This window comes from Gordonia sp. SGD-V-85, assembly GCF_001456905.1.
GTDB classification, from domain to species: domain Bacteria; phylum Actinomycetota; class Actinomycetes; order Mycobacteriales; family Mycobacteriaceae; genus Gordonia; species Gordonia hongkongensis.
The window spans coordinates 24,112-40,886 of the sequence record NZ_LNQO01000022.1 but is presented as its reverse complement, the minus strand read 5'-3'; the positions used below and the strand labels follow the sequence as shown (position 1 = coordinate 40,886).

General features: G+C 67.3%; 13 protein-coding genes. 9 read left to right on the top strand and 4 right to left on the bottom strand.

Annotated elements, in window-relative coordinates; genetic code table 11:
• Positions 1 to 6 precede the first annotated feature (6 nt).
• Positions 7 to 2,058, bottom strand: a complete 2,052-nt coding sequence (locus AS181_RS20305; RefSeq protein ID WP_082652993.1) for a hydantoinase/oxoprolinase family protein — start codon at positions 2,056 to 2,058, stop codon at positions 7 to 9.
• Between the two features lie 309 nt (positions 2,059 to 2,367).
• Here AS181_RS20305 and AS181_RS20300 point away from each other — a divergent pair, with 309 nt between their 5' ends.
• Complete coding sequence (locus AS181_RS20300; protein ID WP_058253312.1) at positions 2,368 to 3,900, top strand: PucR family transcriptional regulator; 1,533 nt, start codon at positions 2,368 to 2,370, stop codon at positions 3,898 to 3,900.
• Here AS181_RS20300 and AS181_RS20295 read toward each other — a convergent pair.
• The 3 genes from AS181_RS20295 to AS181_RS20285 all read right to left on the bottom strand — a co-directional run bounded on the left by AS181_RS20295 (position 3,841) and on the right by AS181_RS20285 (position 8,484).
• Positions 3,841 to 4,959 (bottom strand): transporter substrate-binding protein, encoded by a 1,119-nt coding sequence (locus AS181_RS20295; RefSeq protein WP_058253311.1) that lies wholly within the window; start codon positions 4,957 to 4,959, stop codon positions 3,841 to 3,843. The genes AS181_RS20300 and AS181_RS20295 overlap by 60 nt on opposite strands.
• 95 nt (positions 4,960 to 5,054) lie before the next feature.
• Positions 5,055 to 7,082, bottom strand: coding sequence for a CocE/NonD family hydrolase (locus AS181_RS20290; RefSeq protein WP_058253310.1), 2,028 nt, complete (start codon positions 7,080 to 7,082; stop codon positions 5,055 to 5,057).
• 214 nt (positions 7,083 to 7,296) lie between these two features.
• The gene (locus tag AS181_RS20285) at positions 7,297 to 8,484 is read right to left on the bottom strand and encodes a glycoside hydrolase family 76 protein (RefSeq protein ID WP_058253309.1); all 1,188 of its coding nucleotides are present in this window, start codon (positions 8,482 to 8,484) and stop codon (positions 7,297 to 7,299) included.
• Positions 8,485 to 8,763: 279 nt separating this feature from the next.
• Between AS181_RS20285 and rplJ the strand changes: the two genes are divergently transcribed.
• The 8 genes from rplJ (at position 8,764) to AS181_RS20245 (ending at position 16,773) form a co-directional block, all read left to right on the top strand.
• Complete coding sequence (rplJ, locus tag AS181_RS20280) at positions 8,764 to 9,294, top strand: 50S ribosomal protein L10 (RefSeq protein ID WP_004019499.1); 531 nt, start codon at positions 8,764 to 8,766, stop codon at positions 9,292 to 9,294.
• Positions 9,295 to 9,381: 87 nt separating this feature from the next.
• A complete protein-coding gene (gene rplL / locus AS181_RS20275) occupies positions 9,382 to 9,771 on the top strand; it encodes a 50S ribosomal protein L7/L12 (RefSeq protein WP_004019500.1) in 390 nt (129 codons plus the stop codon).
• Positions 9,772 to 10,077: 306 nt separating this feature from the next.
• Positions 10,078 to 11,034, top strand: coding sequence for a hypothetical protein (locus AS181_RS20270; protein ID WP_058253308.1), 957 nt, complete (start codon positions 10,078 to 10,080; stop codon positions 11,032 to 11,034).
• A 371-nt stretch (positions 11,035 to 11,405) separates the two neighbouring features.
• Entirely contained in the window at positions 11,406 to 12,632 is a 1,227-nt protein-coding gene (locus AS181_RS20265; RefSeq protein WP_058253307.1) for an ABC transporter ATP-binding protein, read from the top strand.
• A 2-nt stretch (positions 12,633 to 12,634) separates the two neighbouring features.
• The gene (locus AS181_RS20260; protein WP_004023366.1) at positions 12,635 to 13,441 is read left to right on the top strand and encodes an MlaE family ABC transporter permease; all 807 of its coding nucleotides are present in this window, start codon (positions 12,635 to 12,637) and stop codon (positions 13,439 to 13,441) included.
• Between the two features lie 2 nt (positions 13,442 to 13,443).
• Positions 13,444 to 14,325, top strand: coding sequence for an MlaE family ABC transporter permease (locus AS181_RS20255; RefSeq protein WP_058253306.1), 882 nt, complete (start codon positions 13,444 to 13,446; stop codon positions 14,323 to 14,325).
• 1 nt (position 14,326) lies between these two features.
• Positions 14,327 to 15,694 (top strand): MCE family protein, encoded by a 1,368-nt coding sequence (locus AS181_RS20250; protein WP_058253305.1) that lies wholly within the window; start codon positions 14,327 to 14,329, stop codon positions 15,692 to 15,694.
• A complete protein-coding gene (locus tag AS181_RS20245; protein ID WP_058253304.1) occupies positions 15,691 to 16,773 on the top strand; it encodes an MCE family protein in 1,083 nt (360 codons plus the stop codon). Before AS181_RS20250 ends, AS181_RS20245 begins: the two co-directional genes overlap by 4 nt.
• Positions 16,774 to 16,775: the final 2 nt, after the last annotated feature.

Sequence of the window (16,775 nt, the reverse complement as noted above, 5' to 3'; positions counted from 1 at the left end):
GGGAGATCACTCGGCGGCGGTGAGCAGGAGGTTGCCCCACTCGTCGACCCGCGCCGAGGTCTGTGGCGGGACCACCGTCGTCGAATCGAGCTGGTCGACGATGCACGGTCCGGTCAGCACGGCTCCGGGCGGCAGGCCGGCGCGGTCGTAGACCGGCGTCGCCAGACGGGCGACCTCGTCAGGGAAGAGCACGTCCCGCACCTCGAGGGGTTCCGGTGAGAAGGTCGCCGGATCGATCAGGTCGGCAGGCGCCGCGTCCATCCGGGGGGTGAGGCCGATGGCGCGCAACGAGATCCGGTAGATCTCGACACCGGTGTCCTCCGCGGCGAAGTTGTGCTCCTTCAGATGCGTCGCGTGGAAGGTCGCAACGACCTCATCCAGGCTCGTCAGCGGCATCGAGACCGGCACCGCGATCGCCCGCCACTGTCCCTCGTAGCGCATGTCGAGGTAGTACTCGAAGAGCATGTCGTCGGGGTCCACGTGCTCGGCCGTCAGACGCGCGCGTCCCTCCTCCTGCAACTCGGCGAAGGTGGCGGTCAGATGGTCGAGGTCGGCGCCCGCGGCGTCGGCGAGGTACATCCGGGTGATGTCGTGCTGGATGTCGACGAGCATGCAGCCCATCGCCGAGGTGACTCCCGGGTGCGGCGGGATGATGACGGTCGGGATGCCCAGGTCCTTGGCGAGATAGGCGGCGTGCAGCGGCCCGGCCCCACCGAAACCGACCAGCGCGAAGTCCCGCGGGTCGTGGCCCTTGCGGATGGAGATCAGCCGGATGGCGTCGGCCATGTTGGCGTTGGCGACCTTGATGATCGACTGGGCTGCCGTCTCGACGTCGAGACCCAGTGGCGCCGAGATCTTCTCCAGGGCGACCCGCGCCATCGACTCATCGAGCTCCTTCACTCCGCCCGCGAGCTTCTTGCCGACGGTGCCCAGGATCAGATTGGCGTCGGTGTTGGTGGCGAGCTCCTCGGAGACGCCGTAGCAGGCCGGCCCGGGGTCGGACCCCGCGGACTGCGGACCGTTGCGCAACGAACCGGCGTCGTCGAGCCAGGCGATCGAACCGCCGCCCGCGCCGATGGTCAGCACCTCGATGCTGGGGAAGCAGATCGGGTGGCCGAACGCGACGCTCCACATGTTCGTCGTCGCCAGCACGCCGTTGTCGGTGAGCGAGACATCGGTGGAGGTCCCGCCCATGTCGAACCCGATCGAGTTCTCGAACCCGCACGTGCGAGCGATGTGCCGGCTCGCGATGGCCCCCGCCGCGATGCCGGAGGCGGCCAGGCGGGCGCCGTACTTCTCGGCCATGGTCGGCGTCATGACCCCGCCGCCGGAATGGAGCAGCAGGACGTCGTTGTCGTAGCCGGCATCGGCGAGCCGGCCCTCGAGCGTCCGGGCGTAGGGGCCGATGATCGGGACCAGGGCGGCGTTGGCGACCGTCGTCGAGAACCGCTCGTACTCGAAGATCTCCGGCAGGACATCGCTCGACGTGGTGATGGACACACCCGGCAGTTCCTCGGCGAGGATCTCGGCCATCCGGTTCTCGTGTGCGGGGTTGGTGAAGGAGTTCACGAAACACACTGCCACGGTCTCGATCTCGCGTCGCCGCAGGATACGCGCGACCTCGCGCGCCGCGTCCTCGTCGAGCGGATCGAGGACGGTGCCGTCGTAACCGATCCGTTCGGGAACCGTCAGGCGGTGACGACGCGGGACCACCGGCGGGGCGACCTCCTGGTACGGGTCCCAGGACTCGCGGTCGCCACGCCGGATCTCGATCACGTCCCGAAACCCCTCGGTCGTCACCAGCGCGACCTTCGGGAACTTCCTCGTGATGAGGGCGTTGGTCGCGATTGTCGTTCCGTGCGAGAAGAATTCGACGTCCTCCCACGCGACGCCGGCCTGCTCCATGCCCGCCAGCACGCCCTCGATGGGATTGCTCTGGGTCGGATACTTGGCCGTGACGATCGCGCCGTCGGACTGCTGGATGAAGACGTCGGTGAACGTCCCGCCGATGTCGACGGCGGTGCGGACCTTGCCGGTCCGGCTGATGGCTTTCGTCATGGGCACTTCCTCGGGTGGTTCAGCGGTCTCGGTACGCCCATCACGAAACTCCGCGCGGCGGCGCTGAACAATTGGCTGACCTGCCAGTGGTGTGGCGCGCGGCGCTGGACGTTCACACGCGGGGGACCGCCCGCAGGCGCGAGACCTGCACAAACCGTCGTTCGCGGCGCGTAACGCGGAAATGTCGGACACGGACCGGAAACGTGATGTCACACAACGGAAACAACGACGACGATGCGCGGTCGGGTGGTGAGAACGACTGCGAGCGCCGATAATCGACGCATACCGGTGCGGCGAGGAGGCGAGGCGATGGCGACTGTGGGTGACGTCGTCGTCGGCGTGGGTCTGCTGGCGGTCACCCCCGGCGCCGCCGGTCGGACGCGACACATGGAGGTGTCCGGTACCTGCGAGGTCGGGCGGATCGAGCCTGCGGACGTCGGGGCGGGCGACATCGTGCACATGGGCTCGACGGGATGGCAATCGGCCGGGGCGCCGGAGGTGTTCGCGGCGATTCTGCGTCGATGCGCGGCGGCCGCCGTGGTGGTGGACACCGACGACGACAACCTCTCGGCCGAGTTCGTGTCGGCCTGCGTGAGCCACGGCGTGCCGATCTACATGCTCCCGAGGTCGAAGACGTTCCGCGATGTCGAGCTGCTCGTCGCGCCACATACCGCCGTCGACGACGCCGCTGACGAACACGGTCCGGTGGCGTCGATCCTGGCGTCCCTCGGGGCGTTTCACCGCGCGTCGGGAATCAGCGCGGCAGTGGTCCTCGACGGCGCGGTCCTCTCGGAGCCGTCGGCGGCCATCGACTCCGATCTCCTGCGGAAGTCCACCGCGTTGTCGCCCGCCGTCCTGCATGCGATCCCCGGGAACGCTGCGGCCCTGCACATCACCTTGCCGAGATCGAATGCGGCGCTGGTGCTCTCGAATCCGCGTCGCCGTCCACTCGAATCGACCCGGGTCCGCAAACTCGCGAACGACATCGACGCCCACGCGTACCTGCTGCGGGTGAACCGGACGATGCGCCGGCCGCTGGAGGGGGCTCTCGTCCGCGAGCTGATCGAGGCGCGCATCCCCTCGTCGGCGATGGATTCCTGGGTGGATTCCTTCGGTTACGGGTCAGGCGACCGCGTTCACTCGGTCGCGGTGATCATCGGGCCGCACGGTGACTCGTCGACAGCCCGGGTCGTGGACGCCCTCCACGATCTGGGTGCGGTCGCCGGCCTGGCGACCGTTGCGGCCGCACACGACTCGGTCGCGTACGCCCTGATCAAGACCGGCACGGAAAAAGACTCGGTGCCAACGGCTGGACGCGACTTCGACGCACATCTGCAGGTCTTCACCGACGTCTTCGTCGCCCGGCACCCCGAGCTCGCCGTCGGCGGCAGTTCCTACGTCATCCGGAGCAGCGATGACCTGACCAGGGGGCTCATCAACGCGCGGCAGATGGCCGAGCGGAACTCCCGCGCCGACGACGAGTCACCGGCCGCGATCGCACTGCCGGTGCCGCTCGCGGCGACGCTGCTGGCCGGTGATCCGGAACGGTCGGCGGCGCTGCGGCGTTCGCTGCTCGATCCCGTCCTGGCCTATGACCGGGAGAAGGACACCAGTTACGTGTCGACCCTCAGCACTTTCTTCGCACTCGACTGCCACTCCGGCGCGACGGCCAACGAACTGGGCATCCACATCAACACGTTGCGATATCGCTTGTCGCGCATCGAGAAGCTGACCGGACGCGGTTTGCAGTCGATGGTCGACCGCACCGACTACTACCTGGCCCTATGCGTCGGCGAGACGTCCCGCGGGCGGGGGGACCGGGGCCGGCGGCCGACTCCCTGACCACCACGGATCGGGCTGGCGTGCGGCGAAGTCGGCAATGACCTCGTACCTGCCACCCGCGGCACGACCGACGTAGGACGGATGCGAGCTGTAATGGTTGGCACGGAAGTAGAACGGCGCGCCTTCGGGATTGTCCTCGAAGCGGATGCCGATCAGAGCGCGGGACAGGGCGTCGACGTCGAGCGACTGGGCCTGCTCGGCGGCCATCGCGAGCGCGTGCACCGCGTTGAACGCCCCGACCTGGGCGGCGTGACTCCAGCGCTGACCCCGCACGTCGGCCAGCTCACGCCGGAACGTGTCGTTCACCTGCGACGAGAGCTCGGAGAAGTAGGTCGCGACCATATAGTGACCGTCGCTCACGGCGGTCGGCATGTGGGCCAGGTCCAGCTCGGTGGTGACGGTCGCCGCGATCGGCATCGTGTCCGGGCTCAATCCGCCGAGGTGGTACTGGGTGTAGAACGCCGTCGTCGAGTCGGTGCCGACGAGGTTGCAGACCACCACGTCGGGTCGCACGCGTGCGATGTCGTCGATGATCGATTCGAACCTGGTCTCGCCGAGGGGTGCGTAGCGGTCGCCGACGATCTCGATCCCGAGGTTTGGGGCGAGGCGGCGGATGGCCTCGGCCAGGACGCGCGGGTAGATGTAGTCCGAGCCGACGACGTACACGCGCCGACCGAGCGTGCCGGCGACCCACGTGAGATAGTCGGCGATGTACTGGTTGGGCGCCGCGCCACAGTAGAAGATCCGCGAGTCGGTCTCCTCACCCTCGAAGTAGGTGGGATACATCAACAACGAGGCGTTCGCGTGGATGGCCGGGGTCAGCGCCAGGCGGGCCGCCGAGGTGTACCCACCGACGATGGCGTCGACGTTCTCGGTGGTGCACAGATGATCCACCCCGCGGGCGGTCGACGACACCTCGGAGTGGTCGTCGTAGATCGCGACCTGGACGTCCGAGCCCAGAACGCCACCGCGCGAGTTGATCTGGTGGACCGCGAGCATCGCCCCGTCCAGGATCGACTGCTCCATCTCCGCCTGATTGCCCGACAGCGAATAGAGCATGCCGAGTCTCACGTCGGTCCCCGATCCGCGCGATCCGTGTGCATGGCAGCCACTATGCCAGCTGGGCCGCCCCTCGGCTCGTCCGGCGAACGACCTCAGCGCAGCCCGTCGCCGGCCAGCAGCGTCAGGTGGCTCGGGTGGTCGGGGTCGAGGACCAGGCGCTGGTGTCGGCGGCCGCGTGCCTTGATGAGGTCGGGCACGAGCGTCAGGTAGCGCGGGAGACTCGCGGCGTAGACGTCGACCCGGAGCCGATGGCCCGGCTGCAGGACCGCGTCGGTGGGGACGAGATCGACGTCGAGGCGGATCGGTTCGTCGGCGGGCACCGGCAGCTTGCGCTTGCGGGACAGATAGTGGTGCGCCGAGAGCAGGCTGCCGTCGTCGGCGTACGTCGACTTCGATTGGTCCAGTGCGCGATTCGACGCCGACAGCGCGCCGTTGGTCAGCACCACCGACGTACCGTCGGGTGCGACGTCGTTCACGGTCACCGCCCAGACGGCCTCGTGTGCCGTGGTGGCGACGTTGAGGCGCAGGTTCATCGCACCGCTGATCGGAGTGGCCTCTCCGACCGGCTCGGTGGTGAACGACAACGCGCCCCGCTCCTGGTATCGCGCGTCCCGGGCGAAGTCCGCGCCGAGGGCCAGCGTCGCCCCCGCGGTCACCTGGGTCATGTCCCGGGACCGGAGCCCCCGGGTGTCGGGCCGGACGTGTAGGGACGAAACACCCTGTGCGGGAGTGGTGCTCAGCGAACCGTCATGGACGCAATGGTCGGCGGTCGACGACGATTCGGCAGTCAGGTAGAGCCGCGTCGGGGCCACCCCGGGACGGGGGAAGCTCTGGCCCGCGGTCCACGCCCCGCCCTGCTGCAGCATGGTGACCGGCCCGTAGTACTCGATCCCGTTGCGGTGCCCCTTGAGCCAGCGGTCGAACCACGCGCGTTCGAGGACGTCCAGGCGCGGTGGAGCGAACTTGCCGCCGTATCCCGACCCCACGTCGAGGTGGTAGCCGTCGCCGACGATCATCTGCTTGCGGCCCGGCTCCATCTGCAGGCGTTCGTACACCCCGGTTGCGCTGCGGCCGAACAGATCATGCCAGGCACCGACGGTGAAGGTGGGAGCTTCGATGCGGTCGACGATCGGGTCGCGGTCGTCGAAGTACGGGTCGTCGAAGATGCGTGGATCGCGGGCGGTGAGGAACCCCCACAGCAGCGAGGGGATCTCGGTGGCCGGGGATTTCACCCGGTCGATCGCCCAGCGCACCGCGTCGCCGCGCACGAGGTCGCGGATCACGTTGGCGGGGTTGGGAACCCACTTGAGCATGTTGACCGCGGACAACCACACCGGGATGAAGGCCGACGGCATGCCGCCGGTGATGTAGATGTCGCGCACCAGGTCGTCGCAACCCTCCACGGCGAACACGGCTTTCAGCTGTGGCGGCCGCTTGTCCGCGGCCTGCAGCGAGTTGATCGCCGAGTACGACCAGCCGGCCATCCCGACGGTCCCGTCGCACCACTCCTGCTCGGTCACCCAGTCGATGACCTCCACCGAGTCCTGCTGCTCGCGAGGACCGAGGATCTGCCACTTGCCCAGGCTCGCACCGGTTCCGCGGACGTCGACAACCACCTGCACATATCCGCTGCGCACCAGGTTGCGGTTGATGCCGAAGACGTCGAAGACCCCGCCCGACAGGGTCTGAGTCAGCGTCGTGAGTCCCTCGAGGGCCGTGCCCGTCGCGTCCATCGACCGGGATGCGGTGTGCAGTGCCTTGCCGAGGACGGGGGCGTGGAGGGTCTGGTCGATGAAGTCGATGGCCGCGCGGTTGTACGGGTTGATGTTGATGACCGCGGGATAGGGGGTGAGGATCGTCTGCCCGAACCGGTTGGCGGGCCGGATGACCGTGGCGCGCAGGACCACGCCGTCGCTCATGGTGATGGAGACGTTCCGGTCGATGACGACGCGCGGGTAGAGCTGCTTGCCGTCGACCTGCTCGCGCCAGCGGATACCGTCGGCGCCGCCGGTGGGATCACCGAGGGGGAGGGTGCCGAAATGCGGCGCACCAGTGGTGCGGGTTCGCGTCGACGGAGCGACGCGGGCGCGCGGCTGTGTGGGATCCAGCTGGTACGTCATGGTGCATCACCCTGCCTGGGATGAGGTGTCGCACCCGCGAGTTGTTGCACGGATCGAGACGGCCGGGTGGACACCGACACCCCGTCGTGTCGGTCGCTTGCTTCCCGGCCCGTCCGCTGGCTGCGGATTACAGTGTGGTCCAGGTCACTTCACGTAGTCGCTGAAGGATAACTCAGCGGCGGTATCGGATGGCTAACGAGGGGGCGTCTTTTGGTCATGCCTGCGTGTGTTCCTGGTCACATTCAGGTAAACCCAGGTCGATGGCGGCCGCCGCCTCGAGCACCATCCACGCCGACAACTGCACCGACAGATCCCGCTCCGGGACCTCGGACGGATTGACGGCGCCCGCCACGAACTGGGCTTTCGTGCCGGCGTCGGTCGGGATCACCGCGGTTCGTCGCCAGTCGCTGGAGAAGATCACCCGTCCGGCGACCTCGGTGCGATGAGCCCACGCGGCGTCCGCGCTTCGGGTCACGATCCGGGCTGCCCGCGTACGGAGTTCATCCGAACCGTCGACCTCGGGCAGGTCGGTGGCGATGAGTGCGAGGTAGCGGGCCAGCACGCCGTGGAAGAGGCCGCCGTCGCCGCCGCCTCCGCCGTTGATCACCCCGTCTGTGCAGGAGTGGTGCTCGACGGCGCCGAGCAGCCGGGCCAGCCGGTCGAGGTGCCGGCGATCTCCGGTCGCCCGCAACGCCTCGAGTTCGGCGCCCAGCACGACGCCCTGGCAGTAGGTGTAGGTGCCGGTCTCGGGTTTCAGTGAACCGTCGGGCAGCTTCTTGAGACCGTCGATGACCAGATGGGTGTCGGGATCGACGAGGTTGGCGTCCATCCAGTCGCACATCGCCACGGCGCGTTCGACGTGACCCGTGCGTGCCAGCAGGATCGCGGCCGGGCCGTTGGCCGGTGCGTTGAAGAACTGATCGGCCTTGCGCCAGGGGATGCCGCCGCCGTCCGCGGGCACCCAGGCGTCGAGCATCTGCGCGGCGAGGACGCGGAGTCCGCTCGCATGGTCGAGGTGTAGATGCCGGTCGGCGCGTTCGATGGCCAGCCCCAGCCACGCCATGTCGTCGTAATAATTGTTGGTCCAGCGGCCGCCGTTGCGGATCCGGATGCCGCGCAGCAACCGGTTGGCGTCGTCGGCGACGTCGGGGTCGAAGGAGCGGTCCGAGCCGACACGGTGGATCGCGGCGTCGACGAGCAGGTCGACGAGGTGTGCCTGCCACCAGTAATGCCAGGATCCGAACTGGGCCTGCACGCGCCCGATGGGCCAGGCGACGGCTCCGGCACGTGTCCCCGGCAGCCAGAAGGCCCGCTGCAGGTGCCGGTCGTAGATGGCGTCCGCGGCGGCCTGTGCGCGGGCGTTGGGGTCCCGCAGGTCCGACGATTTGGATTGTTCGTCCACGTCCGCGTAGCCTAGTCGTCGATGTGATGCACACCCGTGTGTCGTATCGGTTCAACCAGAGACCGTTGGTCGTCGGGATTTCCCGGACGAAGGCGCGACGAGGTCGCCGGCCCACGCAGGATGAACGAGGAATGTCGCTCGACACGATCAGTGTGTGCGTTCACGCCCCGTGCCTGTGTGCCGGGGCGTTTGTCGTCTCCGCCCTCGATCGCCTCCCGATGCCCGTCGCTCTTTTGTTGGACTCGACCAACTCATAGTGACGAGGAGAGGAGGCGAAGTATGGCCAAGTCCGAAAAGGTCGCCGCAGTTGCGGAGATCGCGGAGCAGTTCAAGAGCTCCACGGCGACGGTTGTCACGGAATACCGTGGCCTGTCCGTCACCCAGATCAGCACGTTGCGACGTTCCCTCGGTGAGGGTGCAACCTACTCCGTCGCCAAGAACACCCTGGTGAAGCGTGCCGCTGCTGAGGCGGGCGTGGAAGGGCTCGACGAGCTGTTCACCGGTCCGACCGCCATCGCCTTCATCGAAGGTGAGCCGGTCGTGGCCGCGAAGGCGATCAAGACGTTCGCCAAGGACAACAAGGCGCTGGTCATCAAGGGCGGGTACATGGACGGCCGCGCGCTGTCCATTGCCGAGATCGAGCAGATCGCCGACCTTGAGACCCGTGAGGTCTTGCTGGCCAAGCTCGCCGGTGCCATGAAGGGCAACTTGGCTAAGGCCGCCGGTCTGTTCAACCAGCCGGCTTCGCAGGTGGCGCGCCTGGCCGCGGCCCTGCAGGAGAAGAAGAACGAAGCCGGCGAGACCGAATAGGTCGTCCGCCGCACCACACCAATCCCCGAACCGTACGGGGATGAACACCAAAGCCCCGTACGGGGACTGACAGGAAGGACGCCAACCATGGCGAAGCTCACCGCTGACGAGCTCATCGATCAGTTCAAGGAACTGACCCTGCTGGAGCTCAGCGATTTCGTGAAGAAGTTCGAAGAGGTCTTCGAGGTCACCGCTGCGGCTCCGGTCGCCGTCGCCGCTGCCGGTGCCCCGGCTGCCGGTGGCGCCGAGGCCGCTGCCGAGCAGGACGAGTTCGACGTCATCCTCGAGGGTGCCGGCGACAAGAAGATCCAGGTCATCAAGGTCGTCCGCGAGGTCGTCTCGGGCCTGGGCCTGAAGGAAGCCAAGGACCTCGTCGAGAGCGCTCCGAAGGCCCTGCTGGAGAAGGTCGACAAGGAGGCCGCCGAGGCTGCCAAGGCCAAGCTCGAAGAGGCCGGCGCCAAGGTTTCGGTCAAGTAAGACCGACTCACGCGCAAGCGTTTCACGAGCCCGGGACAGCATCGCTGTCCCGGGCTCGTTGCTGTCTGCTGTCTGCGCCCCTCGCCCTCGGTCCGCGGCGAACTCGTCGGCCTGCTGCGGCTTCGGCCGGCGGTCTCCCCGGATTGAAGTCGCACGCGACATCGATCCGTCGGTGCGACCTCGATCGAAGTCGCACCGACGGACTGACATCGCATGCGACTTCGATCCGGGGGCTCGGCGCACGGTGCGCAGGGGGAAATCCGGAATGGGATGCAACCGAGACGGGGTCGTGTGCGTCCAAGACGCATGGCCTGGTTCCCTGCTGACAGTTTTCCCACCGACCGCCACGGGCTGATCCGTCGAGAGGCGACACTCCGGGCGGGTATCGGCGATGGCGTGGTCACCACTGCAGTCGCACGGGGAGCACTCGTCCGTCTCGCGCCGGGCGTGTGGATCGCCGCGTCGGCGGAGTTCGACGGCCCCGACGGCGCCGACAGGCTCTATCGGAAGCGGTCGATCGCCGTCGCCACCTCCGCGCGAGACCGCGGTGTCGCGACCCTCAGCCATCAGTCCGCTGCCGCTCTTCTCGGCCTCGCGACACTGCATCCTCAGCGTGAGACGGTCCACCTCACCAAGCCGTCGAGTTCGAGCGGCGGGTTCGTCCGTGGGCACCGCCACGTCCACAACGGCCCACTGGGCAGAGATGAGACGGTGGTCGTCGAAGGTGTCCTGGTCACCCGCGCCGAACGCACCGCGGTGGACATCGCCATGTCCGGCGACTTCGCTCAAGCGCTCGTCGTCTTCGACCAGGCGCTGCGCATGGGGGCGGATCCTGGGCTGATGTCCGCGATGGTCGACAGCCGCGCAGGCTGGCGCAACGTCGGTGTCGCACGTCAGGCGCTGGATGTTGCCGACGCGCGCGCCGAGAGTGTCGGTGAGTCGTGGAGCCGAGCGCAGATGGTTCTGGCCGGACTGCCGACGCCGCGCCTGCAGCACACGTTCCAGACGCCGCACGGCGAGGCGCGGGCCGACTTCGACTGGGATGGACGAATCATCGGCGAGTTCGACGGTCTTCAGAAGTACGGACTCGTGGGTCCGGGCGAATCCCCGCGGGATGTGTTGATCCGAGAGAAGCGGCGCGAGGACGCCCTCCGCGCCCAAGGGATCGTCGTGATCCGTTGGACGTGGGCGACACTGGAATCCGGCGAGCTCGTCGGCCTCTTGCGGCCATGGCTGGCGAAGTTCGGTCACACAGCTGCCTGAGCCGCACCTCCGCGCCAACGCCGGAGACCGAGCAACCGATATCGTTTCCGACATCATTCCGACGCCACCGCCCATCGACTTCGAGGGTGGTCATCGGGCGTCGGATCGTGTTCCACAGGTGGAGCCCAGGTCTGCGGTGGCCGTCACATCGAGGGGCCGGCCCGACTTCCCTCACCGCGAACCATCGGATATTGTCATCGTCGCGGCGAGAGTTACCGGGCGGTAGGTTTCCCGCAGCCATCACCGAGAACCACGCGGCGGCGTTGTGGGCGGGGACGGGTCGGTTAGAGTGACCCCAACCACAGATGCCGCCGGTTGGTGCGCGGTCACACCGTGGCCGCCTCGGGGGCAGCGATCGTCTGGAGGAAGTTGTGGGTGTTGAGGTCAGCGTCGAAGGACTCACCAAGTCGTTCGGTTCGCAGAACATCTGGCGTGATGTCACTCTGACCCTGCCGGAGGGGGAGGTCTCGGCGCTGCTGGGGCCGTCGGGTACCGGTAAGTCGGTCTTTTTGAAGACCCTGATCGGTCTGCTGCATCCGGAGCAGGGGTCGGTGATCATCGACGGGACCGACATCACGCAGTGTTCGGCCAAGGAGCTCTACGAGATCCGCAAGCTGTTCGGTGTGTTGTTCCAGGACGGTGCGCTGTTCGGTTCGATGAGCCTGTTCGACAACATCGCGTTCCCGCTTCGTGAGCACACGAAGAAGAAGGAGAACGAGGTCCGCGACATCGTGATGGAGAAGATCGACCTCGTCGGTCTGACCGGTGCCGAGGACAAACTCCCGGGCGAGATCTCCGGCGGTATGCGCAAGCGCGCCGGTCTGGCGCGCGCGCTGGTCCTCGACCCGCAGATCATCTTGTGCGACGAGCCGGACTCGGGTCTGGATCCGGTGCGTACCGCCTACATCTCGCAGCTGCTGATCGACATCAACGCCCAGATCGACGCCACGATCCTGATCGTGACCCACAACATCAACATCGCGCGGACGATCCCGGACAACATCGGCATGTTGTTCCGCAAGGAACTGGTCATGTTCGGTCCGCGGGAGCAGTTGTTGACCTCGGAGCAGCCGGTGGTCAAGCAGTTCCTCTCCGGTGACCGGTTCGGTCCGATCGGTATGTCCGAGGAAAAGGACGAGGCCCTCGTCGCACAGGAGGCGGCGATGGCGGCTGCGGGTATCTCCGGTGGTGGTACCAAGGAGGACTTCACCGAGATCATCCCGCAGGTGCAGCCCAATCCCGGTATGCCCGAACGCAAGGCGATCGCCCGGCACCGCGAGCGTGTGCACGCGATGCTGCCCGACCTGCCCCAGAACGCCCAGGAGGCGATCCGCCGCAGCCAGGAGCAGGAAGACCAGATCCGCGAGGAGAGCCGCGCGCACGCCGACAACATGACGAACGGCAATGGCCCGTCCGGCAACAACGGTTCCGGCAGCGAGTGGACCACCGCGCCGGGCAACGTCGCCGTCGCGGACTCCAAGACCGATGTCATCGACTACGGCGGCAGCGATGCCCCGACCGAACAGTGGCACACACCCGGTGATGCACTGACCAAGCCCAGCCATCGTGCTGATGGGAACGAAGGGCGGACACCCTAGGGATGAGCAGTGCCACCACGCGTGGCGTCGACCGAATCGCGCAAGCCGGGACAGGTGCCCTGTCACAGACCGGCAATATCGTTCAGCTCTTCGTCGATGTTGCACGCCAGACCTTTGTGCGCCCGTTTCAGTGGCGGGAGTTCATCCAGCAGGCGTGGTTCATCGCCAGTGTGACGATCCTGCCCACCGCACTGATCGCGATTCCGTTCGGCGCGATCGTCTCGCTGCAGACGGGTTCGCTCATCAAGCAGCTCGGTGCGGAGTCCTACACCGGCGCGGCCAGCGTGCTCGTCGTCATCCAGCAGGGTTCACCGCTGGTGACGTCGTTGCTGATCGCGGGTGCGGCCGGGTCGGCCGTCGCCGCCGACCTCGGGTCGCGCACCATCCGCGAGGAGATCGACGCGATGGAGGTGCTCGGCATCAACCCGATCCAGCGCCTCGTCGTACCGCGTGTGCTGGCCATGGTCCTGGTCGCGATGCTGCTCAACGGACTGGTCGCCGTCATCGGCATCGGTGGTGGCTACTTCTTCAACGTCGTCGTCCAGGGCGGAACGCCGGGCGCCTACCTCGCGTCGTTCGGCGCGTTGGCGCAGCTGCCCGACCTCTGGGTGTCGACCCTGAAGGCCGCGATCTTCGGTGTCCTCGCCGGTGTCGTGGCGTCGTACAAGGGCCTCAACCCCAAGGGCGGTCCGAAGGGCGTGGGTGACGCGGTCAACCAGAGCGTCGTCATCACGTTCCTGCTGCTGTTCCTGGCGAACCTGATCATCACTGCGGTCTACCTGCAGGTCGTCCCACCGAAGGGGAGCTAGACGTGACCGAAGGTGGGGGCGGTGTGACCATCGCCAAGAGCCGGCCCGAGTACTACATGTACGAGGCCCGCAAGCAGCTGGGCAAGCCGCTGAAGGTGCTCGACGGCGCCGGCGAGCAGATGTCGTTCTACGGCCGGACGCTCGCGTGGATGCCGAAGACGATCGTGCATTACACGCGCGAGGTCCTGCGCCTGCTCGCCGAAGTCGCGTTCGGATCGGGCGGACTCGCGGTCATCGGCGGCACCATCGGCGTGATGGTGCTGATGTCCGGGTTCACCGGCGTCGTGGTCGGCCTGCAGGGGTACGCCGCGCTCGACCAGATCGGGTCGCAGGCCCTCACCGGCTTCCTCTCCGCCTACGTCAACACCCGTGAGGTGGCGCCGCTGGTGGCAGGTCTCGCGCTGTCGGCGACCGTCGGCTGCGGCTTCACCGCCCAGCTCGGCGCCATGCGGATCTCGGAAGAGATCGACGCGCTGGAGACGATGGCCGTGCCGTCGATCCCGTTCCTGGTGTCGACCCGCGTGATCGCCGGTTTCATCGCGGTCATCCCGCTGTACGTGCTCGGCCTGCTGTCGGCGTACCTCGCCTCCCGCGTGGTGACGACGGTCTTCAACGGCCAGTCCGGCGGCTCCTACGACCACTACTTCAACCTGTTCCTGCCACCGGCCGACGTCTTGTGGTCGTTCGGCAAGGTGCTGGTCTTCGCGTTCGTGATCATCCTCGTGCACTGCTACTACGGCTACTACGCCTCGGGCGGTCCCGCGGGTGTGGGAGTGGCCGTCGGGCACGCGGTTCGAGCGGCTCTGGTGCTGATCGCGGTCCTGGACTTCTTCCTCGGCCTGGCGATCTGGGGCACCACGACAACGGTGCGAGTGGGAGGTTAGCGTGACGCTGCTGCGTAAACGGTTGCTCGGACTCGTCTTCTTCCTCGTCGTCGCGTTGTTCCTCACCTTGACGATCACCAAGTTCAACAAGACGTTCACCGAGTTCACCGACGTCACGTTGCTGACCGACTCGACCGGCAACGCGCTGCCGGCGAACGCCGACGTCAAGGCCCGCGGCATGACCGTCGGCGAGGTGCGCGAGGTCAAGCCCGGACCCGACGGTTCCGTCGAAGTCGTGTTGGGACTCAACCCCGATCAGGCGTCGACGCTGTCGGCCGAGACCACCGCGCGCATCCTGCCGAAGACCCTGTTCGGCGAGCGCTACGTCGCCCTGCAGGTGCCGGAGGACAACTCCGGGCCGACGCTGAGCAACGGTGCGACGATCCAGACCGACCAGAGCGGCAACGCGCTGGAGATCCAGCAGTTGTTCGACAAGCTGCTCCCGGTCCTCGAGGCGATCCCGCCGCAGGATCTGAACGCCACGCTGACCTCGCTCTCGTCGGCGTTGTCTGGCCGCGGCGAGCAGCTGGGCACGACGCTGGAAGAACTCGACCAGATCTTCGGCGAGATCAACGAGAACCTGCCCGAACTCGAGGGCACCCTCGAGGGGCTGGCCAGCTTCTCGCAGACCTACTCCGAGGCGCTGCCCGACGTGGTGGACGCGCTCGACTCCCTGCGCACGACGACGAACACCATCGTCGAACGTCAGGACGACCTGCGGACCCTCATCGCCACCCTGGGTGTCGCGTCCGACGACCTGACCGGCTGGCTGCGTGCCAACCGCACCGACCTCATCGACCTGGCCGTCGACTCCGAGGAACTCCTCGTCGGGCTCGCCAAGCAGTCACCGGCGTTCGTGTGCACCTTCCGCAACTTCGCGGGTCTGATCCCGGAGTCGCGCAAGATCGTCGGCCAGGGCACCGACAATCCGGGTGTGCGGGTGAACCTGCAGTTCGTCAACCCCCGTGGCCGTTACCTACCGAACCAGGACGAACCCCGCTTCATGGACCTCGATCCGCCCGCTGTGTGTTACGACCCCAAGATGGGTGGCGACCGCCCGTTCCCGCGGTACCCGGGTGGTTCGCTCGCCGACGGCAGCTACCAACCGCCGTCACGTAACCCCGGTCCGCGCACGATGCCCGAGTTGCCGCAGCCGCAGTTCAGCGGCGTGCCCGCGGGGTCGGTCTCGGCCGCGTCGGGTGCGAAGCCGGTCGCGGTGGAGTCCAACCCGTTCGACGACCCGGACTACCGCAAGCAGCTGCAGGTCATCTACGGCGCCACCTCGGGCAAGGCGCCCGAAGAGGTGCCCACCTGGGTGACCATGATCGGCGGCGGTGCGCTGCAGGGTGCGAAGGTCGACATCAAATGAAGTCGATCGTCGGACCGCTGATCAAGTTGGTCATCTTCGGCGTGGTCACGGTGGTGACCACGAGTCTGCTCGCCGTCACCATCGCCAATGCGGGCGGTGACGGGGACGCGAAGTTCAACGCCGTCTTCACCGACGCCACGCTGCTCAACCCGGGCGACGACGTGCGCATCGCCGGTGTGCGTGTGGGACAGGTCGAGAGCGTCGAGGTCTACGACCGCAACAAGGCGAAGGTCGCGTTCAACGTCGACCGCGACCGGCTGCCGGACGGGACCCAGCTCTTCATCCGCTACCGCAACCTGACCGGGCTCCGGTACCTCGCGCTCGAGCGCGGGGCGGGCGATCCGTCGCAGACGGTCGCGCAGGGGCACACCTTCGGCCTGAACCCGGGCGTCAAGGACACCCACCCGCCGGTCAACCTGACCGAGCTGTTCAACGGATTCCGTCCGCTGTTCCAGCAGCTCTCGGCCTCCGACGTGAACAAGCTGACCGAGCAGATCATCGCGATCTTCGACGGTCAGGGCGGTTCGATCACCCGTCTGGTCAGCGACACCGCCGATCTGACGAACGCGATCGCCGACAAGGACAAGGTCATCGGTGAGCTGATCACGAACCTCACCAAGGTCCTCGACACCGTCAACCGCAACGACGAACAGTTCACCAGCCTGCTCGACAACACCGAGAAGCTCGTGACAGGCCTTGCGGCGCAACGCGGTTCGGTGGGTTCGGCGATCACCTCGGTCTCCAACCTGACCTCGGTCACGGCGAACATCCTCGGTGCGACACGGCCGTCCATCCAGGGCGACATCGCCGGCCTGAAGTCGCTCGCCGACCAGATCAACGCGCGCGACGAGGACATCGAGGAGACGCTGACCAATCTGCCGATCAAGCTCCAGAAGATCGGCCGCGCAGCGACATTCGGTTCCTGGTTCCAGTTCTACCTGTGCGGTATCGACGTGGTGGCGGGCAACGGCAAGTCGCCGGTGCTGACGCAACCGCTGGTCCCGCTGCCCGACATCAACCATGTGCTCTACACCAGTGCGGCGACGCGCTGCTGGGCCGACGACCGGCCAGGGGGGTGACC